The organism is Citrobacter sp. CK194 (assembly GCF_030333395.1).
Classification (GTDB): Bacteria; Pseudomonadota; Gammaproteobacteria; order Enterobacterales; family Enterobacteriaceae; genus Citrobacter_B; species Citrobacter_B koseri.
On sequence record NZ_JAOWGA010000018.1, the window covers coordinates 855,257 to 877,145 of the forward strand.

The 21,889-nt window shown below is 58.0% G+C and carries 16 protein-coding genes; 14 read left to right on the forward strand and 2 right to left on the reverse strand.

Translation table 11 applies throughout. From position 1 onward, the window contains the following. Nucleotides 1-94: 94 nt before the first annotated feature. From OGX80_RS15830 to iolB, 10 genes are all read left to right on the forward strand, one after another. Nucleotides 95-1,600, forward strand: a complete 1,506-nt coding sequence (locus OGX80_RS15830; protein WP_115181250.1) for a CoA-acylating methylmalonate-semialdehyde dehydrogenase — start codon at nucleotides 95-97, stop codon at nucleotides 1,598-1,600. Between the two features lie 11 nt (nucleotides 1,601-1,611). Next, the gene (gene iolD, locus OGX80_RS15835) at nucleotides 1,612-3,537 is read left to right on the forward strand and encodes a 3D-(3,5/4)-trihydroxycyclohexane-1,2-dione acylhydrolase (decyclizing) (protein WP_115181251.1); all 1,926 of its coding nucleotides are present in this window, start codon (nucleotides 1,612-1,614) and stop codon (nucleotides 3,535-3,537) included. Nucleotides 3,538-3,852: 315 nt separating this feature from the next. Beyond that, entirely contained in the window at nucleotides 3,853-4,839 is a 987-nt protein-coding gene (gene iolG / locus OGX80_RS15840; protein ID WP_115181252.1) for an inositol 2-dehydrogenase, read from the forward strand. 39 nt (nucleotides 4,840-4,878) lie between these two features. Next, nucleotides 4,879-5,808: a substrate-binding domain-containing protein gene (locus tag OGX80_RS15845; protein WP_012134754.1), complete on the forward strand. Its 930-nt coding sequence runs from the start codon at nucleotides 4,879-4,881 to the stop codon at nucleotides 5,806-5,808. 54 nt (nucleotides 5,809-5,862) lie between these two features. Beyond that, nucleotides 5,863-7,410 (forward strand): sugar ABC transporter ATP-binding protein, encoded by a 1,548-nt coding sequence (locus OGX80_RS15850; RefSeq protein WP_115181253.1) that lies wholly within the window; start codon nucleotides 5,863-5,865, stop codon nucleotides 7,408-7,410. Between the two features lie 11 nt (nucleotides 7,411-7,421). Then, a complete protein-coding gene (locus tag OGX80_RS15855; protein ID WP_012134752.1) occupies nucleotides 7,422-8,450 on the forward strand; it encodes an ABC transporter permease in 1,029 nt (342 codons plus the stop codon). A 10-nt stretch (nucleotides 8,451-8,460) separates the two neighbouring features. Next, complete coding sequence (locus OGX80_RS15860) at nucleotides 8,461-9,594, forward strand: Gfo/Idh/MocA family protein (protein ID WP_115181254.1); 1,134 nt, start codon at nucleotides 8,461-8,463, stop codon at nucleotides 9,592-9,594. 12 nt (nucleotides 9,595-9,606) lie between these two features. Next, nucleotides 9,607-11,511: a bifunctional 5-dehydro-2-deoxygluconokinase/5-dehydro-2-deoxyphosphogluconate aldolase gene (locus tag OGX80_RS15865; RefSeq protein ID WP_115181255.1), complete on the forward strand. Its 1,905-nt coding sequence runs from the start codon at nucleotides 9,607-9,609 to the stop codon at nucleotides 11,509-11,511. A gap of 15 nt (nucleotides 11,512-11,526) precedes the next feature. After that, entirely contained in the window at nucleotides 11,527-12,417 is an 891-nt protein-coding gene (gene iolE / locus OGX80_RS15870; protein ID WP_115181256.1) for a myo-inosose-2 dehydratase, read from the forward strand. 9 nt (nucleotides 12,418-12,426) lie between these two features. Next, nucleotides 12,427-13,242, forward strand: coding sequence for a 5-deoxy-glucuronate isomerase (iolB, locus tag OGX80_RS15875; RefSeq protein WP_047461795.1), 816 nt, complete (start codon nucleotides 12,427-12,429; stop codon nucleotides 13,240-13,242). A gap of 57 nt (nucleotides 13,243-13,299) precedes the next feature. Here iolB and OGX80_RS15880 read toward each other — a convergent pair whose 3' ends face one another. Beyond that, nucleotides 13,300-14,841 carry a methyl-accepting chemotaxis protein gene (locus OGX80_RS15880; RefSeq protein WP_115181257.1) on the reverse strand — a complete coding sequence of 514 codons (1,542 nt, stop codon included), beginning with the start codon at nucleotides 14,839-14,841 and terminating at the stop codon, nucleotides 13,300-13,302. A gap of 505 nt (nucleotides 14,842-15,346) precedes the next feature. On the opposite strand from OGX80_RS15880, the gene OGX80_RS15885 reads away from it, so the two are divergent. The 4 genes from OGX80_RS15885 (at nucleotide 15,347) to OGX80_RS15900 (ending at nucleotide 20,503) form a co-directional block, all read left to right on the forward strand. Continuing rightward, a complete protein-coding gene (locus tag OGX80_RS15885) occupies nucleotides 15,347-16,849 on the forward strand; it encodes a sugar ABC transporter ATP-binding protein (protein ID WP_024130870.1) in 1,503 nt (500 codons plus the stop codon). Further along, nucleotides 16,846-17,841, forward strand: a complete 996-nt coding sequence (locus OGX80_RS15890; RefSeq protein ID WP_047461798.1) for an ABC transporter permease — start codon at nucleotides 16,846-16,848, stop codon at nucleotides 17,839-17,841. The genes OGX80_RS15885 and OGX80_RS15890 overlap by 4 nt, the downstream gene beginning before the upstream one ends. Nucleotides 17,842-17,861: 20 nt before the next feature. Beyond that, nucleotides 17,862-18,926 carry a sugar ABC transporter substrate-binding protein gene (locus OGX80_RS15895; RefSeq protein ID WP_115181259.1) on the forward strand — a complete coding sequence of 355 codons (1,065 nt, stop codon included), beginning with the start codon at nucleotides 17,862-17,864 and terminating at the stop codon, nucleotides 18,924-18,926. 335 nt (nucleotides 18,927-19,261) lie between these two features. Then, entirely contained in the window at nucleotides 19,262-20,503 is a 1,242-nt protein-coding gene (locus OGX80_RS15900) for an LVIVD repeat-containing protein (RefSeq protein WP_115181260.1), read from the forward strand. Between the two features lie 90 nt (nucleotides 20,504-20,593). Here the strand turns inward: OGX80_RS15900 and mtnK are convergent, their stop codons facing one another. Further along, on the reverse strand, nucleotides 20,594-21,793 hold the full coding sequence (gene mtnK, locus OGX80_RS15905; protein WP_115625831.1) for an S-methyl-5-thioribose kinase: 1,200 nt from the start codon (nucleotides 21,791-21,793) through the stop codon (nucleotides 20,594-20,596). Between the last annotated feature and the right edge of the window lie 96 nt (nucleotides 21,794-21,889).

A 21,889-nucleotide genomic window follows, 5' to 3' on the forward strand; every position in this document is an offset into this window, starting at 1 on the left:
AATCAATATTTATTTTATTTCAACTTAAAATAGAACGTTTGTTTCATATACAGTGTTCGGGTAACAGTCACGTATTAACAGCGAGAGGTTCAGGATGGAGACGGTAGCGAATTTTATTCACGGCGAATGTGTTACAGGCTCAGGCCAGCGCATTCAGGCGATCTTCAACCCCGCCACGGGCGAGCAAATTCGTCAGGTGGTGATGAGCACGGCGCAGGAAACGGAGCGAGCCATTGCCGCTGCGCAGCAGGCGTTTGCCGCCTGGTCAAGGCAGTCGCCGCTGAAACGCGCGCGAGTGCTGTTTCGTTTTAAAGCGCTGCTGGAGCAGAACATGGATTCGCTCGCCCGGCTGGTCAGTGAAGAACATGGCAAAGTGTATTCTGATGCGGTGGGCGAACTGACGCGCGGTCTGGAAGTGGTCGAGTTTGCCTGCGGCATTCCACACCTGCAAAAAGGCGAACATTCGGCGAATGTCGGCACCGGTGTTGACAGCCATTCACTGATGCAGCCTCTGGGCGTGTGCGCCGGGATCACCCCGTTCAACTTCCCGGCGATGGTGCCGATGTGGATGTTCCCCATCGCGCTGGCTACCGGCAATACCTTTGTGCTTAAGCCGTCGGAAAAAGATCCCTCGCTGCCGCTTGCGCTGGCAAAACTGCTGAAAGAGGCCGGTCTGCCGGATGGCGTTTTTAACGTTGTGCAGGGCGATAAAGAAGCGGTGGATGTTCTGCTGACCGATCCGCGCATTCAGGCCGTCAGTTTTGTCGGCTCGACGCCGATTGCAGAATATATTTATCAGACGGCGTCGGCGCACGGCAAACGCTGTCAGGCGTTGGGCGGGGCGAAAAACCACTGCATTCTGATGCCGGACGCCGACATGAATATGGCAACCAATGCGATTATGGGCGCGGCGTATGGTGCGGCGGGCGAGCGCTGTATGGCGCTCTCCGTGGTGCTGGCGGTGGGGGATAACACGGCGGACGAACTTTGCGCGCGGCTGGAAACGCAGATCGCCGCGTTACGCGTTGGGCCGGGGCTTGATCAAACGCCGGAAAATGAGATGGGGCCGCTGATCTCCGCCGCACATCGCAGTAAAGTGCTGGGCTATATCGACAGCGGCGAGGCGCAGGGCGCGCGGCTGCGGGTGGATGGTCGCGGCTTTAGCGTGAAGCGCCACGAGCAGGGCTTTTTCGTCGGGCCGACCTTGTTTGATAACGTCACGCCTGAGATGACGATTTACAAAGAAGAGATCTTTGGCCCGGTACTCTCCGTGGTGCGGGTGAAGGATTACGCCAGCGCGGTGGATCTGATTAATCGCCACGAATATGGCAACGGGACGGCGATCTTTACCCGCGATGGCGGCTGCGCGCGTCGTTTCTGTGAAGAGGTGCAGGCCGGGATGGTCGGCGTTAATGTGCCGATTCCGGTGCCGATGGCGTTCCACAGCTTCGGCGGCTGGAAACGGTCTATTTTTGGTCCGCTTAACGTTCATGGTAATGACGGCGTGCGTTTTTATACCCGCATGAAAACCGTTACCGCCCGCTGGCCGGAGATGCAGCAGGATAGCGGCGCCGCGTTCTCCATGCCAACGCTGGGCTGACGGAGGGACTTATGACAACCGTACGTATGACCATGGCGCAGGCGCTGGTCAAGTTTCTCAACCAACAGTACGTCGATGTAGACGGGCAGGAGATGCCGTTCATCGAAGGCGTGGCGACCATCTTCGGCCACGGCAACGTACTCGGCATCGGGCAGGCGCTGGAGCAGGACGCCGGGCACTTGCGGGTGCATCAGGGCTGTAATGAACAGGGAATGGCGCACATGGCGACAGGGTTCGCGAAACAGCACCGTCGCCAGCGCATTTACGCCGTCACCTCTTCGGTAGGACCCGGCGCGGCCAATATGGTGACGGCGGCGGCCACGGCGACGGCGAACCGTATTCCGCTGCTGCTGTTGCCGGGCGATATCTACGCCAGCCGCCAGCCGGACCCGGTATTACAGCAAATCGAGCAGTACCACGATCTCAGTATCAGCACCAACGACTGCTTTCGCCCGGTTTCGCGCTACTGGGATCGTATCAACCGCCCGGAACAGTTGATGAGCGCGATGCTTAACGCCATGCGCACCCTGACCGATCCGGCTGATACCGGCGCGGTGACGATCTGTTTACCGCAGGATGTGCAGGGCGAAGCCTGGGATTACCCGCAGAGTTTCTTTGCCCGTCGCGTTCACCATATTGAAAGACGACCGCCGGACCCACACCGGCTGGCGCAGGCGCGGGCGCTGATTGCCCGTAAACGCCGCCCGCTGGTGGTTTGCGGCGGCGGGGTGCGTTATTCCGGCGCGCACGACGCGTTTCGTCAGTTTGTGGAAAACCTGCACCTGCCGTTTGCGGAAACGCAGGCCGGGAAAGGCGCGCTGGTCAGCGACCATCCGCTGAATCTGGGCGGTATTGGCGTTACCGGCGGGCTGGCGGCAAACCAGCTGGCGCCACAGGCCGATCTGGTTATCGGCGTCGGCACGCGTCTGACCGATTTCACCACCGGTTCGAAAGCGCTGTTTGCACACCCGGACGTAGAATTTCTCCTGCTGAATGTCGCCGAGTTCGACGCCCTCAAACTGGACGCCACGGCGCTGGTGGCCGATGCCCGCGCCGGTCTGACGGCGCTGACGGAAGGGCTTCAGGATTATCGCAGCGGCTGGGGAGACGAGGTGGCGCAGGTGAAATCGGCCTGGGACGAGGAGTGCCGCCGGCTGTGGTCTCGCCAGTGGCGCCCGGATGACGCGCCGGAAATTGCCGGGCACCTTGATGCGCAACTGGCGGAATACAGTGAAGCGCTGAACACGCGGCTGACTCAGACTCGCGTTCTGGGGATTATCAACCAGCACATTGAGGATGACGCCATTGTGGTCGGCGCGGCGGGATCGTTGCCGGGTGATTTGCAGCGTCTCTGGCAGGTGAAAACGCCCGACAGCTACCACCTGGAGTACGGCTATTCCTGTATGGGGTATGAAATTGCGGCCGCGCTTGGGGCGAAACTCGCGAAGCCGCAGCTGCCGGTCTATGCGATGGTGGGCGACGGTTCGTACATGATGCTGCATTCCGAGCTGCAAACGGCGGTGCAGGAGGGGATAAAAATCACCATCCTGCTGTTTGATAACGGCGGGTTTGGCTGCATCAATAACCTGCAAATGGGGCATGGGATGGGCAGTTTTGGCACCGAGAATCGCGCCCGTCAACCACAATCCGGCCAGCTGGACGGCCCGCTGGTGGCGGTTGATTTCGCCCAAAATGCGCAAAGCTACGGCTGCCGGGCGTGGCGGGTACATGATGAGCAGAGCCTGCTGACGGCGCTGGAGGCGGCGCGCGCGCATCCGGGGCCGACGCTGCTGGATATTAAAGTGCTGCCAAAAACGATGACTCACGATTACGCTTCATGGTGGCGCACCGGCGATGCGCAGGTGGCCGATTCACCGTCGGTGCGAAAAGCCGCCGAGCAGACGTTCGATCAGGTGAAAAAGGCGCGTCAGTATTGAGTGAGTAATGCCGGATGGCGCTAACCCGTAGGCCGGATAAGGCGTTCGCGCCGCCATCCGGCAACCTGCGACAACGAAATTTTCATTTCATTTTTCCTGTTTTTTCATTCCTCGCCCTCTTTCTGAATGAAAGGGGGCCAATTTCTGCATCTTCTCCATCGTTGTGTTGTGAGATTGATAACAAAATTTACCTCAATCATCACAAGAATGTTAACTTGCGCGCAAAAACATAATTTTCACTATTTATAAAAATGAAATAAATGTTTTATTTAAGGGGTCGTTAGTTCACCGCATTCACCAACACCGGGAGCCGTTATGTTTAACATTGCTTTACTGGGAGCTGGCCGAATTGGTCAGGTACATGCCGCTAACATCGCAACCCACAAAGAGACTACCCTGTGGTCTGTCGTTGATCCGAACGAGACCTTTGCCTCCCGCCTGGCTACGCAATATCAGGCCCGTCAGCAAAGTCTTGATGAGGCGATGACCGATCCTGATGTTCATGCCGTGCTGATTGCCTCCGCCACGGATACCCACGCCGATTTGATTGAACTGGCTGCCCGCCACGGCAAAGCCATTTTCTGTGAAAAGCCCGTACATCTTGATCTTGCCTGCGTGCGCGACTGCCTGAAAGTGGTCAAAGAGTTCGACGTGCCGCTGTTTATCGGTTTTAACCGTCGTTTCGACCCACAGTTCCGCCGCGTTAAAACCGAGGCGCAGAGCGGGCGCATCGGCAAGCCGGAATCATTGCTGATTATCTCCCGCGATCCTTCTCCGCCGCCTGCGGAATATGTGCGCGTCTCCGGCGGGATGTTCCGCGATATGACCATCCACGATTTCGATATGGCGCGTTTCATCATGGGGGAAGAGCCTGTTTCGGTCTACGCCCAGGGAAGCAATCTGGTCGATCCGGCAATTGGCGCGGCAGGCGATATCGACACCGCGTTTATCGTGCTCAAGTATGCCTCCGGCGCGCTGGCGACCATCGTTAACAGCCGTCGCTCGTCTTATGGCTATGACCAGCGTCTGGAACTGCACGGTTCCGAAGGTCTGCTTACGGCGGGCAATATTCTCGAAAACCAGGTGCAGCACTTTGGCCAGAACGGCTGCACCAGCGCGCTGCCTGAGCATTTCTTCCTGCAACGTTATCAGGCTGCCTATGCCGCCGAGTGGGAGCACTTTGTCGCCATCTTGCGCGGCGAGGCAGTGCCGGAGTGCAGCGGTGATGACGGCGAGCGTGCGCTGTATCTGGCTGATAAAGCGCTGGAGTCATTGCACAGCCAGCGTGAAGTTCTCCTCTGATTTTCCATAACAACACACCCTACACAGAGAGACATAACAATGAAAAAGCTGATTTTAGCCGCCTTCATCGCCATGACAGCCGGGGCGGCAATGGCCGAGAACGAACAAATTGTTTTCAGCACGCCGAATCTGGCAATGCCGTTTGAAGTTCACATGCAGCGCACGGCGGTGAAAGCCGCGAAAGAGATGGGCGTCAGCCTACAGGTTCTGGACGGGCAGGGAAGTTCGCCGAAGCAGGTTGCCGATCTGGAAAACGCTATCACCCGTGGCGCCCAGGGATTCATCGTCTCCCCGAATGATGTCAACGCAGTTTCCAGCGCGGTGGATGAGATTCAGGACGCTAAGCTGCCGGTGGTGACGCTCGATCGCTCCGTCGATAGCCAGAAGCAGGTTCCGCATTTTGGCGCGAACAACTACAAGGGCGGCCAGGCCATTGGCGACTTTGTCAAAAGCAAATTTCCTGACGGCGCAGACATTGTGCTGCTGACCGGCCAGCCGGGTTCTTCTTCCAATATTGAACGCACCAAAGGCATTCGCGACAGCCTGAAGGCGGGGGGCGATACGTACCGCATTGTTGCTGACCAGACCGGTAACTGGATGCGTTCGGAAGGAATGCGCATTGTTGAAAGCGTGCTGCCGTCGTTGAAAAAACGTCCGCAGGTCATCCTCTCCGCCAACGATGATATGGCGCTGGGCGCGATTGAAGCGTTGCAGGGGCAGGGGGTGAAACCGGGCGAAATTCTGGTGACAGGATTTGACGCGGTGCCGGAAGCGCTGGCGCGGGTGCGCGACGGCTGGATGGCGGCGACGGCGGATCAGCGTCCGGGGTTCGCGGTACAGACGGCGATGAGCCAGCTGGTTGCGAACGTGCGTGAGAAGAAAGCCATCACCGGTGCGGATTATCCGCCGACGTTAATCACTAAAGAGAACCTGCAACAGGCCGAGCGTATCGGCGAAGCCGGTAACTGATTTGCCCGGAGCCGCCGTCGCTGCGGCGGCTCGCATTAAAGGAGGAGCAGACCGATGTTGCAACCCTTACTGAACGTTACCGATCTGGCAAAGAGCTTTTCCGGCGTCTGGGCGTTGAGCAACGTACAACTGACCGTCGGGACGGGGGAGATTCATGCGCTGCTTGGCGAGAACGGCGCGGGGAAGTCCACGCTGCTGAAAGCGCTGGCAGGGGCGCAGCCGCAGACCCGTGGGGACATCTGGTTCAATGGCGAAACGCTGCCGGTGGAGGATTCGCCGGTTGAGCGGCAAAACAAAGGCATCATTACCATCTATCAGGAATTTAATCTGCTGCCCAACATGACCGTTGCGGAAAATATGTTTCTCGGACGCGAGCCGCGTAAACGTAATGTGATTGTCGATGCGAAGGCCGTGAACCAGGAGGCGCAGGTGGTGCTGGACTATCTGCAACTGAATGTCGCGCCGACCACGCCGGTTGCCCGCCTGAGCGTGGCGCAGCAGCAAATGGTGGAGATCGCCCGCGCGCTGACCCTGAACGCGAAGCTCATCATTATGGATGAACCTTCCGCCGCGCTGAGCGACAGCGAAGTGGAAAGCCTGCACCGCGTCGTGCGGGAACTTAAAGGTCGGGGCGTGAGCATTATTTATGTCACCCATCGCCTGCATGAAGTTTTCCAGCTCTGCGATCGTTTTACCGTGTTTCAGGATGGCCGCTTTACCGGCAGCGGCGCGGTCGCGGAAACCAACGTGGAACAGCTGATCCGCCTGATGGTGGGACGAGACGTGGCCTTTAATCGTCGCCCCCCCAGCGAAACCCATCATGAAGACAAACCGATTCGCCTTGCGGTGAAAGGGCTGTGTCGCGAAAAGCCGCCGCTGGACCCGCACGGCATTGCGCTGCACGACATCAGCTTTCACGTTCACGCCGGGGAGGTGCTGGGGATTGCGGGGCTGGTCGGCGCCGGGCGTACCGAAGTGGCGCGCTGTCTTTTTGGCGCTGACGGTTTTACTTCCGGGACGTTCGCGCTGGACGGCGCGGCGTATCACCCCCGTGACCCGATGTACGCGCTGGATCAGGGCGTGGCGCTGGTGCCGGAAGATCGCAAAAAAGAGGGGGCGGTGCTGGGACTGTCTATTCGCGACAACCTGTCGCTCTCCAGTCTCTCTTCACTGCTGCGCTGGCGCTTTTTCGTCAACACCCGCAAAGAAGATGACCTGATCGAATCTTACCGCCAGGCGCTGCAAATCAAGATGGTCAATAGCGAGCAGGAGGTGCGCAAGCTCTCCGGCGGCAATCAGCAGAAAGTGATCCTCGCGCGCTGCATGGCGCTCAATCCACGGGTGCTGATTGTTGATGAACCGACGCGCGGCATCGATGTGGGCACCAAATCCGAGGTGCACCAGGTGCTGTTTGATATGGCGAAACAGGGCGTGGCGGTGATTGTGATCTCTTCCGATCTGCCCGAAGTGATGGCGGTTTCCGACCGGATCATCACCTTAAGCGAAGGCCGGGTAACCGGTGAAATCCACGGCGATGACGCCACCGAAGAGCGGCTCATGATGATGATGGCCATCAACCATAACGCCCTGAACGCGGCATAACGGAGTTTCACATGACGCAGATAGTGACCAAAACGCAACCCCCTGCCAAACGTAGCGGACGTATCGATCCGATCGCTTTTTTCGAGCGCTTTGGGGTACTGATTTTTATGTTCCTGCTGCTGATTTTTTTCCAGACGCAGAACAGTAACTTCCTGTCAGAACGCAATATTTTCAACATCCTGACCGAGGTGTCGATCTACGGGATCATGGCCGTGGGAATGACGTTCGTCATTCTGACTGCCGGAATCGATCTGTCTGTCGGCTCCATTCTGGCGGTATGCGCCATGACGGCAGCATACGTGATTAAAGGCGACAACTTCACCACGGTAGACCCGAGCGCCTGGGGCGGGATGAGCTGGCTGATTGGCCTCGGCATCTGCCTGGCGATGGGGACGGCGATTGGCTTCCTGCATGGCCTGGGCGTGACCCGCCTGCGCCTGCCGCCGTTCATTGTCACCCTTGGCGGGATGACCATCTGGCGCGGCCTGACGCTGGTGATTAACGACGGCGCGCCCATTGCCGGTTTTGACCAGGGCTACCGCTGGTGGGGACGTGGCGAACTGCTCGGTATCTCCATCCCGATCTGGATTTTTGCGCTGGTGGCGATCGGCGGTTATCTGGCGTTGCACAAAACGCGCTGGGGCCGTTTCGTCTACGCCATTGGCGGCAACCCGGAGGCGGCGCGTCTTGCCGGGGTCAACGTCAAACGTGTGCTGGTCAGCGTGTATGTCGTGATTGGCTGTCTGGCCGGGCTGGCGGGGTTTGTACTGAGCGCTCGTCTGGGCAGCGCGGAGGCGGTGGCCGGGATCTCCTTTGAACTGCGCGTTATCGCCTCGGTGGTCATTGGCGGGACATCGCTGATGGGCGGCTATGGTCGCATCGGCGGCACCGTTATCGGCTCGATCATTATGGGCATTCTGATAAACGGTCTGGTGCTGATGAACGTCTCCGCCTACTACCAACAAATTATTACCGGGCTGATTATTGTGCTGGCGGTGGCGTTTGATACCTATGCCAAGAGCCGCCGTGGCGCGCTGTGAGGGATAAATAATGAAACAAGTGCGAATTGGATTGATTGGGACGGGATACATCGGCAAGGCGCACGCCATTGCCTATGCCCAGGCGCCGACGGTGTTCAACCTGCAAGGCCAACTGGTGCGCGAAATGGTGGCGGAGGTGACGCCGGAGCTGGCGGCGGAACGGGCGCAGGCATTCGGGTTTCGCCGTTCGACCGGCGACTGGCGTGAACTGGTGGCAGACCCGAATATCGATGTGGTGGATATCTGTTCGCCCAACCATCTGCATAAAGAGATGGCGCTGGCGGCCATTCGCCACGGTAAGCACGTCTATTCGGAAAAGCCGCTGGCGCTGAACGCTCACGATGCCCGCGAAATGGTTGAGGCCGCAAAACAGGCCGGGGTGAAAACGCTGGTGGGTTTTAACTATATGAAGAACCCGACGGCGGCGCTGGCGAAAGAGATCATCGCGCGAGGAGAGATAGGCGACGTGATCCACTTCTACGGCACCCACAACGAGGACTATATGGCCGACCCGCTCTCCCCCATTCACTGGCACTGCTTTAAGGAGACGGCGGGGTTAGGGGCGCTGGGCGATCTGGCGGCGCATATCGTCAATATGGCGCACTACCTGGTCGGCGATATTCGCGAGGTCTGCGGCGACCTGAAAATTGTGGTGCCGGAGCGCCCGGCCAGCGCGGGATCGGCGCAGAAGGTGGTCGTGGAAAACGAAGATCAGGCGCATGCGATGGTGCGATTCGCCAGCGGCGCGCAGGGGGTGATCGAAACCTCCCGCGTGGCCTGCGGGCGCAAAATGGGGCTGTCATACGTGATTACCGGCACCAAAGGCGCCATCAGTTTTACCCAGGAGCGAATGGCCGAGCTGAAGCTCTATCTGCATGACGATCCGGTTAACCGCCAGGGATTTCGCACCCTGCTGGTGGGACCCGCGCACCCGGACTATGCCGCGTTTTGCATGGGGGCGGGGCACGGCATCGGCTTTAACGATCAGAAAACGGTGGAAATCCGCGACCTGGTGAACGGCGTTGCCGCCGATGCGCCGATGTGGCCGGATTTTGAAGAGGGCTGGAAAGTGTCGCGCGTGCTGGACGCCATCGCGCTCTCGCATCAGGAAGGCCGCTGGCTGAATGTGAACGATATTGTCTGACGAGGTATCAACGTGGAAAAGCAGTTTGATGTGATATGCATGGGCCGCGTGGCGGTTGACCTCTACAGCCAGCAGATTGGCGCACGGCTGGAGGATGTCTCAAGTTTTGCCAAATACCTCGGCGGTTCCTCCGGGAATGTCGCCTACGGCGCCGCGCGCCAGGGGCTGCGTTCGTCGATGCTGGCAAGAGTGGGCGACGAACATATGGGGCGCTTTTTGCGCGAAGAACTTAACCATGTTGGCTGCGATACCAGCCATCTGATAACGGATAAAGAACGCCTGACGGCGCTGGTGCTACTCGGCATTAAAGACCGGGACACCTTTCCACTGATTTTTTATCGCGATAACTGCGCGGATATGGCGATTACCGCCAGCGATGTTGACGAGCAGTACATCGCTTCATCCCGCTGCCTCGCCATCACCGGGACCCATCTTTCTCATCCGCAAACCCGCGACGCGGTGCTGACCGCGCTGACCTGTGCCCGCCGTCACGGCGTGCGCACGGTACTGGATATCGACTATCGTCCGGTGCTGTGGGGGCTGACCTCGCTGGGCGACGGCGAAACGCGCTTTATTGCCGCAGAGCAGGTCACTCATCAGTTGCAGGCGGTGTTGCACCTGTTTGATGTGATCGTCGGCACCGAGGAGGAGTTTCATATTGCGGGCGGCGCTACCGATACCGTGCAGGCGCTGGCGCAGGTGCGTGAGGTAAGCGCGGCGACGCTGGTTTGTAAACGCGGCGCGCTGGGCTGCTCGGTGTATACCGACGCGATTCCGCCATTGCTGGATGACGGGCTGACGGTGACCGGCGTGCGCGTCGAGGTGCTCAATGTGCTCGGCGCGGGCGATGCGTTTATGTCGGGGCTGCTGCGCGGTTATCTCAATGATGAAGGCTGGGAGCAGGCCTGCCGTTACGCCAACGCCTGCGGCGCGCTGGTGGTCTCGCGCCACGGTTGCGCGCCCGCGATGCCGAGTAAGGTGGAACTGGATGACTACCTCTCTCGCGAGCATCAGGTGCCGCGCCCGGATCTTGATCCACGGCTTAATCATCTGCATCGCGTCACGACGCGTCGGCGGAACTGGCCGGAACTGTGCGTGATGGCGTTTGATCACCGCAGTCAGCTTGAAGAGATGGCGCTACAGTGCGGCGCCTCCCTGAAGCGCATTCCGGCGCTGAAAACGCTGATCTTACAGGCCAGCCGCGATGCGGCGAACAGCGCGGGGCTGGAAGGAAAAGCCGGTCTGCTGTGCGACGGAACGTTTGGCCAGGATGCGCTGAATGCGATAACCGGCGAAGGGTGGTGGATTGGCCGCCCGATTGAGCTTCCCGGCTCACGGCCGCTGGAGATGGAGCACGGCAACATTGGCACTCAGCTTATCAGTTGGCCGCAGGAACATGTGGTGAAGTGCCTGGTCTTTTTCCACCCGGAAGATGCCCACGGCCTGCGCCTGGAGCAGGAGCAGAAAATCGCCGAGGTGTATCACGCCTGCTGTCAGTCGGGGCATGAGCTGCTGCTGGAAGTGATTTTACCTGTGGGTATGCCGCGCAGCGATGAGCTTTACCTGCGGGCTATCTCCCGCTTCTACAACCTGGGCATTTATCCCGACTGGTGGAAACTGCCGCCGCTCTCCTCTGACGGCTGGACGGCGCTGAGTGACATTATCGAACGCCGCGACCCGCACTGCCGTGGCGTGGTGATTCTTGGGCTGGATGCGCCAGCCGAACAGTTACGCGCAGGGTTCAGAGCCGCTGCCGGACATGAGCTGGTGAAGGGGTTTGCGGTGGGGCGCACGCTGTTTGGCGAGGCTTCCCGCGCATGGCTGAAACATGACATTGACGATGCGCAACTGGTGACGCGCATTCGAGATAACTATCTGCAACTGATCGCCTGGTGGCGCGAGCGCGGGCAGGCATAACTTTAGGAGAACATTATGGCTGTGCAATTAGGCATTAATCCGCTGACATGGACCAATGATGATTTGCCCTCTCTTGGCGCGGAAACGCCGCTGGATACCTGTCTGAGCGAAGGTAAAGAGGCCGGTTTTGCGGGCTTTGAACTCGGTAATAAATTCCCACGCGAGGCGCGTCTGCTGGGGCCAATCCTGCAACGCCACGATCTGAAGCTGGTGTCCGGGTGGTATTCCGGTCGCCTGCTGGAGAGGAGTGTAGAAGAAGAGATTGCGGCGGCGCAGGCGCATTTGACGTTATTGCGCGAGCTGGGGGCGAAAGTGATGGTTTTCGCTGAGGTGAGCCATTGCATTCACGGCGAGCAGCAGACGCCGGTTCACCTGCGTCCGCGATTCCCGCAGGCGCGCTGGGCGGCGTATGGCGAGAAGCTCACCGCGTTCGCCCGCTATACACAGCAGCAGGGGGTGCAGATTGCTTATCATCACCATATGGGGACGGTGATTGAGTCCGCTGAGGATGTGGACAATCTGATGACCCATACCGGTGATGAGGTGGGGCTGCTGCTGGATACCGGACATTTGACCTTCGCAGGTGCCGATCCGCTGGCGGTGGCGCAACGCTGGGCGAGCCGTATTAATCATGTGCACTGTAAAGACGTGCGCGCCGACGTGCTGGCGGATGTGAAAAACCGTAAAACCAGCTTTCTGGATGCGGTGCTCAGCGGCGTCTTTACCGTACCGGGCGACGGCTGCGTGGATTACCCGCCGATTATGCGACTGCTGAAAGATCACGATTATCAGGGCTGGCTGGTGGTAGAGGCGGAGCAGGACCCGGCGATTGCCCATCCGCTGACTTACGCGCGGCTGGGATATAACAACCTGAGCCGCCTGGCGCGGGATGCCGGTCTTATCTGAGGAGGCGCTATGTCACGTTTACTGTCACGCTGGCAACAGCCTGACGCGCAGGGACGTACCCAGTCCGTCACCCCGGAGCGGGCAGGCTGGGGCTACGTCGGTTTTGACGCGTTTGAGCTTGAAGAAGGGCAGCAGTTGCATCTTCCCGCCGTTGCTGAAGAGCGCTGTCTGGTGCTGGTGGCGGGGAGGGCGTCTGTCACCACGCCAACCGCGCAGTTTTCAGAGATTGGCGAGCGGATGAGCCCGTTCGAGCGTATTAAGCCGTGGGCGGTATACGTTACGCCCGGAGAAACGGTACAGGTACAGGCGTTAACGAAGCTGGAGCTGGCGGTATGCGCCGCGCCGGGCAAGGGAACGTATCCCACCCGCCTGATTGCGCCGCAGGATATCGACGGCGAGGCAAGGGGCAAGGGGCATAACCAGCGCTATGTACACAACATTCTGCCGGAAGATAAACCCGCCGATAGTCTGCTGGTGGTGGAAGTGTGGACTCACGAAGGCTGTACCAGTTCGTACCCGAGCCACAAGCACGACACTGATAATCCGCCTTACGAGACCCTTCTTGAGGAGACGTATTACCATCGCCTCAACCCGGAACAGGGATTTTGTATGCAGCGGGTATACACTGACGATCGCTCGCTCGATGAGTGTATGGCGGTCTACAATCGCGACGTCGTGATGGTGCCGAAAGGCTATCACCCGGTGGCGACAATGGCCGGGTATGACAGTTATTACCTGAATGTGATGGCAGGCCCGGTGCGCAAATGGATTTTCACCTGGGAAGACGATCACGCATGGATTAACCGCGATTACCCTGCGCGTTGAGAACGCGGTAAATAAAAAAGCCCCTGGCGTATGCTGAGGGCTTTTTACTTTTCGCTGCTATCGTGAGGCGCCAAAAACCTGTACGGCCTGTTGCAGCCGTGACGCGCGTCCCGTTAAATCCCCTGCGGCATCCGTCACCTGCTCCACCATTTCCGCATTGTTGTCCGTCATGGAACCAATTCGTGAAATTGAATTGTTGATCTGTTCGAGCGCTAAAGTTTGTTCCCGCGTCGCCAGGCTTATCTCTTTGATCATGGTAGACATCTGCAACACGTCATCGATCATTCCGGTAAGGTGTGTTTCCGTCTGCTCGACCATTTGCACTCCCGTATTGACGTTGGTGACGTTTTTCTCGATAAGCTGTTTGATCTCTTTTGCCGCAGACGCAGAATGCTGGGCGAGGTTACGCACCTCTGCGGCAACGACTGCAAATCCGCGCCCGGATTCACCGGCGCGGGCCGCTTCGACCGCTGCATTCAGCGCCAGGATGTTGGTCTGAAAAGCAATACTGTCAATGACGCCGATAATGTCCACGATTTGACTGTTATCGCGCGAGATAGCCTGCATCATGGTGATGGTTTGCTTCATGATATGGCCGCCTTCAGTCGCATTGGCGCTGGTACTGTCGGCCATCGTCATTGTCTGGGCTGCGGTATCCGCGGTTTGTTGTACAGCGCTACCGATCTCTTCAATGGCTGCGGCGGTTTGTTGCAGGTCGGCAGATGTCTCTTCTGAGCGGCTCTGTAGGGCTGTGCCTTCCTGAGACACGCGCTGGCTGATAGCCTGAATACCGGATATTTGCGTGCTGACATCATCAACCAGGGAGCGTAGATTAAGCCCCGATTGATTCACCAGTCGCATGAGCATCCCTATTTCGTCCACTCGCTGCAAATGGCAATTATCAGGTTTACGGCCCGAAACCACTTTTTCCATCTGCACCAGCAGCGTATTAACCGGCTGACAAATTTGAACCTTAAGGTAAATAGCCAGGAGCAAAAATAACACGACGATGCTGCCCCCCTGAATAGCAGGAGGAACAGGTAAGAAAATAAATAACAGGGCTGCCAGACTGGTGATGGCTAAAGCATAATTGACGCGTTGGCTAACCGACAGCCATTTAAACATCGAAAGCCAGGACAGCGCTCCGCGACGGATAATTATGCCTTTAAAAAGTCGAAACCCTTTAATTCCATTATTGTTTATTTTCTGATAAAGCTGTTCGCTGTGCGAAACTTCATCCCGGGAAGGCACGGTGCGTACTGAAATATACCCCATTAATTTTTCATTTTGCCAGACAGGGGTAACATTTGCGCGTACCCAGTAATGATCGCCGTTTTGTCGCCGGTTTTTGACCAGCCCGGTCCAGCTATCGCCTTGCAGTATCGTGTGCCACATGTCAGCGAAAGCGGCAGAGGGCATGTCCGGGTGGCGAATAATATTATGTGGTTTACCCATTAACTGCGTTTCATTAAATCCGCTGGCGTCGATAAATGCAGAGTTAGCATAGGTAATATGACTGTCTTTATCTGTGGTTGATAATAACGTTGTTTTATTGTTAAGCAAATATTCTTTTTGCGTGACAGCTATGTTGTTTTTCATGAAAACTCCATGACGCTATTTATATGAAATGCAAATTTCACCCATTGTGCATCAGGTAAATAATAGTAAATGGCGGTTTTATCTGAGGTGTTACATTCTCTACTAATCATCATTTATATGAAAGCACTTCAAATGAATTTTTATTTTTAATAAACCTGGTGTGTCATAAATATGAAACACATAAATGCAGGTTGATAAACTGGAATTGATATATATCGACTTAAACTAAATCTAAAAGATAAAAAAGAGCTGATTTATTGGGGCTGATAAATGCCCGCTTTCCTTGATGGGTTTTAGTCCACCCGCGAAGCCCGTTGCCGCGTTGTGGTCAGTATTCTTACTCATGATGCGATCCCTCTGTGATGGGCTAACCCGATGTCATTTATAGACATCTGGATGGCTAATAATATTTTGCTTTATCTTATGCTTTTTATGTCGTTGTCAGTCAGGGAGAGCTGTGAAAAATTTCGTAAATCAAATGATTATCAGAAAGGATTTACAGCGGATGCTCTCCAGTCGCCTCGACATGCGCGGTATCAGCCTGGCCTTTTCCGGCTTTCAGGCGCTCTCCCGCGTTGATTTCACCCTGACGGGCGGTTCCGTGCACGCGCTGACGGGGGCGAACGGTGCGGGGAAATCCACGCTGATGGCGGTGCTCTGCGGCACGCACGACCATTACGAAGGGGAAATTGCAATTAATAACCAGCCGGTGCCGATACGCGAACCGCTGGACGCCAAACGGCTGGGCATTCATCTGGTGCAGCAGGAGGTGGATGTTGCGCTGATCCCGGGGTTGAGTATTGCGGAAAATATTATGCTCGATCAGCTGGCGCAGCCGGGACACCGCTACCGCTGGCGCGCTATTCGCCAGCAGGCGCGTGACGCGCTGGCCCAGCTTGATGTTCATCTGGATGTGCGCCGGGTCATCGATGGTTGCACGCTCGCCGAAAAGCAGCAGATCCTGCTGGCCCGCGCGCTCTCGCACCACTGTCGTTTTCTGATCCTCGATGAACCCACCGCGCCGCTCGATCAGCATGAAAGCGAACGGCTGTTTGCCGTGGTGAAACGCCTGCAACAACAGGGGATCGGCGTGGTGTTTATCTCCCATCGCATTCATGAGCTAAAGGCCATTTGCGACACCTTAACCGTACTGCGCGATGGCAAGTTGATTGAGTCCGGGCCGATGGCGGAACTGAGCGCTGACGCCATCGTCGAGAAGATGCTGGGTCATGAGTTAAACGATATCTATCCGCCAAAACGCCCGCCGCATGCTGATGAAACGCTGCTGCGCGTGGAAGGGCTGCACGATGAACGGCTGCTGAAAAATATCAGTTTGCACCTGCGTAAAGGTGAAATTCTCGGCATCGCCGGGCTGGCGGGAGCCGGGAAAACCGAGCTGTGCAAGGCGCTGTTCGGCGCGTCGAAAAGCCGCGTTGAACGCGGCGAACTCAATCATCAGCCGTGGACGCCGCGCGACCCGGTTGATTCGGTGACGCGCGGGCTGGCGCTGGTGCCGGAGGAGCGGCGCAAAGAGGGCATTTTTATTGATGAGTCCGTCGCCATGAACCTGGCGGTCGCCGCCGATAACCGTTTCTCGCGCTGGAGCTTGTTTGGTCATCGTCAGGCATGGCGCTGGGCGGAAGCGGTGATTGCCCGCGTTGGCGTGCGCGCTCGCGGGCCGGGGCAAGTGTTGCGTCGGCTTTCCGGCGGCAACCAGCAGAAAGTGGCGATCGGCAAATGGCTGCGCGGCGACGCCCGCGTGCTGATTTTCGACGAGCCGACCAAAGGCGTGGACGTGAAAGCCAAAACCGATCTGTTTGCGCTGATCGACGGCCTGGCGCGGGAAGGCAAAGGGGTGATTTACGCCTCCGGTGAGTTCGCCGAACTGGTGGGGCTGTGCGACCGCATCTGCGTGTTGTGGGACGGGCGCATCGTGGCGGAAGTGGAGGGCGCGCAGGCCCGCGAAGAGACACTACTTTATTATTCAACCGGAGGAACGGCGTTGTGAGTAAGGCCCTTTCAGTCAATGCAGCGGCGTCTGGCCGCCAGCAGATTTTCGATTTTCTCTATAAGTGGGGCATGCTGCTGACGGTTGTCGCGCTGATCGCCATTTTTGGCGTCGCGTCGGATAACTTCCTCGATCCCTTCAATATCATCAACATCCTGCGCTCTATTGCGATCGTCACGGTGATTGCGATTGGCGTCTCCATCTCGCTTACCGTCGGCGGCTTTGATCTTTCCGTTGGCTCAACCGCGTCGCTGGCGAACGCACTGGTGATTTCGCTGTTCGTCTGGCACGGCTTTGGCACCACCGGGGCGATTGTCATTACCCTGGCGCTCTGTACGCTGGTGGGGCTGTTCAACGCTTTTCTGATTGTGGTGCTGCGTATTCCCGACATGCTCGCCACGCTTGCCAGCCTGTTTGTGATTCAGGGGGTGGCGATGACCTACAGCTACGGCGGCTCTATTACTGAAAACATGGTGCTGCCGAGCGGTGAAATGGCTGAGGGGCTTATTCCGGCGGCATTCGGCGCGCTGGGGCAGGTGCCGACTATTGTTGTCGTGATGCTGGTCGTAACGCTGGCGGCGCAGCTCGCGCTGTCGCTGACCACCCACGGGCGACGGATGTACGCCATTGGCGGCAACCCAGAAGCGGCGCGTCTCTCCGGTATTCGCACCACCCGCTATAAAGTGGCGGCCTACGTTATTGCCTCACTGCTGGCGGGGTTAGGGGGCATCCTGCTGGCTTCGCGTATTGGCTCTTCACAGGTTAACGCCGGGGGAGGCTATTTGATGGATGCCGTCGCGGCGGCGTGGATCGGCTTTTCGCTGGCCGGTTCCGGCAAACCGAACGCGCTTGGCACGCTGGTGGGGGCGGTGATCCTTGGCGTGCTCTCCAACGGGCTGGTGATGCTCTCGGTGCCCTATTACGCAATGGACATTATAAAAGGGCTGGTGCTGGCGGCGGCGCTGGCGATCACCTACATACAAAAACGTTAACAACACAACGGGAAACGATAATGAAAAAAACTGTACTTTCTTTGTTGGCGCTGGGATTACTGAGTTCGCTGCCGGGCTATGCGGCAACGCCTGCGCCGGTGCCAGCGGCCATTGCCGGGCATAATGGCCCGGTTCGCATTGCGGTGATCCGCAACCTTGGCTCTGATGACAACACGACCCAGTTCGTTGCGGGCGCGATTCAGGAGGGGAAAAAGCTCGGCTTTAAGGTCAGCACCTTTTTAAGCAACGGCGACGACGCGAAATTCCAGGATTTCGTTAACCAGGCGATCAGCCAGAAGTATGACGGCATTATTCTCTCTCAGGGGCGCGATCCGTACTCCACCGCGCTGGTGAAGAAAGCGGTAGATGCCGGGATCAAAGTGGCGGTGTTTGATACCGCCGTCAACGGTGAGATCCCGGGCGTGACGGTAACTCAGCAGGATGACGCCTCGCTGACCCATCTCTCCTTCGGGCAACTGGTAAAAGATTTCAACGGTAAAGCCAATATTATCAAGCTATGGGTCGCCGGTTTCCCGCCGATGGAGCGCCGCCAGGCGGCTTATCAGCAAATGCTGAAGGACAATCCGGGGATTAAAGAGCTGGAGTCTATCGGCGCGGTCTCTTCCGACGTGCAGGGCGATACCGCCAACAAAGTGGGCGCGGTGCTGACGAAATACCCGAAAGGGAAAATCGACGCTATCTGGGGGACCTGGGACGCCTTTAGCCAGGGGGCGTACAAAGCGCTGAAAGAGAATGGCCGCACTGAGATTAAGCTCTACAGCATCGACATCTCCAACCAGGATTTGCAACTGATGCGCGAGGCGGGCAGCCCGTGGAAGGTGAGCGTGGCCGTTGACCCGAAACTGATTGGCGCCACTAACGTGCGGCTGATTGCCAATAAGATTGCCGGTGAACCTACGCCTGCCACTTACGATTTTAAAGCCGCAGCCATTCCGCAGGCGCTGCTGGCAGCGCAGCCGGGGGCGGTTAACGTCGCCTCATTAGGCAAAATCATTCCGGGCTGGGGCCAGACGGAAGACTTTATCGCGCCGTGGTTTGCGACGCTTGAAGCGAAGAATAAATAATGCCCGCTGGCGCTGCGCTTACCGGGCCTACAATGCGCTCCCTGTAGGCCGGATAAGGCGGTTACGCCGCCATCCGGTGTAATGCCCGGTGGCACTGCGCTTACCGGGCCTACAAAATGCTCTCTGTAGGCCGGATAAGGCGGTTACGCCGCCATCCGGCGTAATGCCCGCTGGCGCTGCGCTTACCGGGCCTACAATGTGCTCTCTGTAGGCCGGATAAGGCGGTTACGCCGCCATCCGGCGTAATGCCCGGTGGCACTGCGCTTACCGGGCCTACAATGCGCTCCCTGTAGGCCGGATAAGGCGGTTACGCCGTTTGGCAAAAGGAGATTAAGGTGACTGAATTACCGCGCCCCGACTATAGCCGCAATATGCGGCTGATTGGCCATAGCGACCAGGGCGGTCGCCCGGACGGCGTACAACTGATGGTACATCGCGGTTTTGCCTATATTGGCCATATGGTGTCGCAGGGGTTTTCGATTGTTGACGTGCGTGACCCGAAAAACCCACGGGCGGCGGGCTATGTGCCTGCACCGCCAGGCACCTGGAACGTGCATTTGCAGGCGCATGACGATCTGCTGCTGGTGATTAACGCCCGCGATTTGTTCGCCGATGCCCGCTTTGCTGATGAAAAGGTCTACTACACGCGGCAGGTCGGTGAGACGGTCAGCGATGTGCAGGACCGGGGCTGGAGCGCAGGGCTGCGCGTGTTTGATATTTCCACGCCGGATAAACCGCGTGAAATCGGTTTTCTCTCCCTGAATGGGATTGGCATTCACCGCATCTGGTACGTCGGCGGACGCTGGGCCTACGTCTCGGCGCTGATCGACGGTTTCACTGACTACATCTTCCTGACCATCGATCTGGCCGATCCGCGTAAGCCAGAGGTGGCCGGGCGCTGGTGGTTGCCAGGGATGAATCAGGCGGCGGGAGAGACGCCAGACTGGCCGGAGGGCAAACGCTATGCGCTGCATCACGCGATTATCGCTGGCGATACCGCCTACGGTAGCTGGCGTGACGGTGGTCTGACGCTGCTGGACGTGAAAGATCGCACGCAGCCGAAACTGATTAGCCATCGCAACTGGAGCCCGCCGTTTGGCGGCGGCACACACACTGCGCTGCCGCTGCCGGACCGCGATCTGCTGGTGGTGCTGGACGAAGCGGTGCTCGACAATCAGGAAGACGGCGAAAAGCTGATCTGGCTGTTTGATATCCGCGAGCCGTCGAATCCGGTGAGCATCGCCACCTTCCCGCAGCCGGATGAGGCTGATTACGTGGCGAAAGGGGCGCACTTCGGGCCGCATAACCTGCACGAAAACCGCCCTGGCAGCTTTATTAGCTCGACGCTGATTTTCGCCACTTACCAGAACGCAGGGGTGCGCGCTTATGATATTTCCAATCCTTATCGTCCGGTAGAGACCGGCGCGCTGGTGCCTGCGGCACCTGAGACGATGATGGATACGCGGCCAAATCGCCCGCAGGTGATCCAGTCCTGCGATGTGTTTGTCGATGCGCGGGGGATTATCTACAGCACGGATTACAACGGCGGGTTATCAGTGATTGAGTATCTGGGGTAAGTATTTGCCGGGTGGCGGCTTCGCCTTACCCGGCCTGCATTCGGATCGTAGGCCCGGTAAGCGTAGCGCCACCGGGCAAACGGCCCGCACTTAGCTGTACTGCCGCACCCGCGCGATCAGTGCTTCCACGCTCTCAATCCGGTCGGCAATCACAATCAGCGCTTTTCCGAGGGTAATGGCATGGCGCAGGCATTCATGGCGCATTTCCGCATCCTGAATGGTATCGATATCCGCTACGTGCGACAGCCCGACGCTGCGGCGAATCAGCTCGGTGCCGCAAAAGCCGATGGCGTCCGCCCAGACTTTTTTCAGAAATTCCGACGCGTAGCCCGGCGCGCGTAGCGCCGCGTCGCGGGTTTTCTCCGTCGCCAGCACCTGAAAACGTTCAGCAAAGGTGTTCCACAGCTCCTGAATATCCGTCAGGCGCTGCTCGCGCGCGGCGGCGGCGTCGCGAATGCCCAGATGGCCCGGCAGGCCGCAGAAGTTCAGTAGCAGATTGCCGATGGCGGTGCCCACATCAAAGCCTATCGGCCCAAAGTAGCCGAACTCGGCGTCGATGGCTTTCAGGCGACCGTCGGCGACAAAGATCGAGCCGCTGTGGATATCACCGTGCAGCAGCGCTTCGGCATGGGAGAAGAAACGATGTTTGAGCGCCGCCACCGCCAGCTTAAGCTGAGCATCACTGCGCAACGCGGCGACGTCGCCTTCGATCTCCGCAGGATAGCTGTTGCGTTCGTGGATCTGGTAGGGATCGTTGAAGAACAGATCTTCGGTGATCTCACACATCTCCGGGTTAATAAATGTCGCCACCTGCGCTTTTTTGTCATGCGGGTGGAGATAAAAATCGCTGGTATGAAACAGCGTTTGCGCCAGATATTCGCCGAGCTGGCGTGCCGCCTGCGGATACCAGGCGCCTTTAATCAGTTCGCCGCGCCAGATGTTATGGTCGGAGAGATCTTCCATCACCATCACCGCCAGTTCAGGGTCAAAATGGTGGATTTTCACCGTATGCTGCGGGCAGTGCTGGTAATGCGCCACCAGCGTTTGCGCTTCAAGACGAGCGCGATCCAGCGTCAGCGGCCAGGATTCGCCGACGCAGCGCACGTAAGGCAGCGCCTGTTTGACGACGATGCGGCTTACGCCTGTGGTATCGAAAATCTTAAACACCAGATTAAGGTTGCCGTCGCCCACCTCCTGCGCCTCTACCAGTGTGGATGGATCATCGATGCCGCCAAACGTTCGGGCGTATTCCACGGCATCCAGGGCGGTAAAGGTACGGTATTGCGACATTGCCTGTTCCTCACTCATTTCACTAATAAAGACATGTAGACGTCTATACATCTGTAATTCATCCTGACACAATGTGATACAACAACGCAACAGAGA

Bases quoted from the DNA above. Each gene is read 5' to 3' on its own strand.
- iolB (WP_047461795.1), top strand. From the start codon at position 12,427: ATGTCACGTTTACTGTCACGCTGGCAACAGCCTGACGCGCAGGGACGT.
- OGX80_RS15855 (WP_012134752.1), top strand. From the start codon at position 7,422: ATGACGCAGATAGTGACCAAAACGCAACCCCCTGCCAAACGTAGCGGA.
- iolD (WP_115181251.1), top strand. From the start codon at position 1,612: ATGACAACCGTACGTATGACCATGGCGCAGGCGCTGGTCAAGTTTCTC.
- OGX80_RS15885 (WP_024130870.1), top strand. From the start codon at position 15,347: ATGCTCTCCAGTCGCCTCGACATGCGCGGTATCAGCCTGGCCTTTTCC.
- OGX80_RS15845 (WP_012134754.1), top strand. From the start codon at position 4,879: ATGAAAAAGCTGATTTTAGCCGCCTTCATCGCCATGACAGCCGGGGCG.
- OGX80_RS15850 (WP_115181253.1), top strand. From the start codon at position 5,863: ATGTTGCAACCCTTACTGAACGTTACCGATCTGGCAAAGAGCTTTTCC.
- iolG (WP_115181252.1), top strand. From the start codon at position 3,853: ATGTTTAACATTGCTTTACTGGGAGCTGGCCGAATTGGTCAGGTACAT.
- OGX80_RS15895 (WP_115181259.1), top strand. From the start codon at position 17,862: ATGAAAAAAACTGTACTTTCTTTGTTGGCGCTGGGATTACTGAGTTCG.
- OGX80_RS15880 (WP_115181257.1), bottom strand. From the start codon at position 14,841: ATGAAAAACAACATAGCTGTCACGCAAAAAGAATATTTGCTTAACAAT.
- mtnK (WP_115625831.1), bottom strand. From the start codon at position 21,793: ATGTCGCAATACCGTACCTTTACCGCCCTGGATGCCGTGGAATACGCC.
- iolE (WP_115181256.1), top strand. From the start codon at position 11,527: ATGGCTGTGCAATTAGGCATTAATCCGCTGACATGGACCAATGATGAT.
- OGX80_RS15830 (WP_115181250.1), top strand. From the start codon at position 95: ATGGAGACGGTAGCGAATTTTATTCACGGCGAATGTGTTACAGGCTCA.
- OGX80_RS15860 (WP_115181254.1), top strand. From the start codon at position 8,461: ATGAAACAAGTGCGAATTGGATTGATTGGGACGGGATACATCGGCAAG.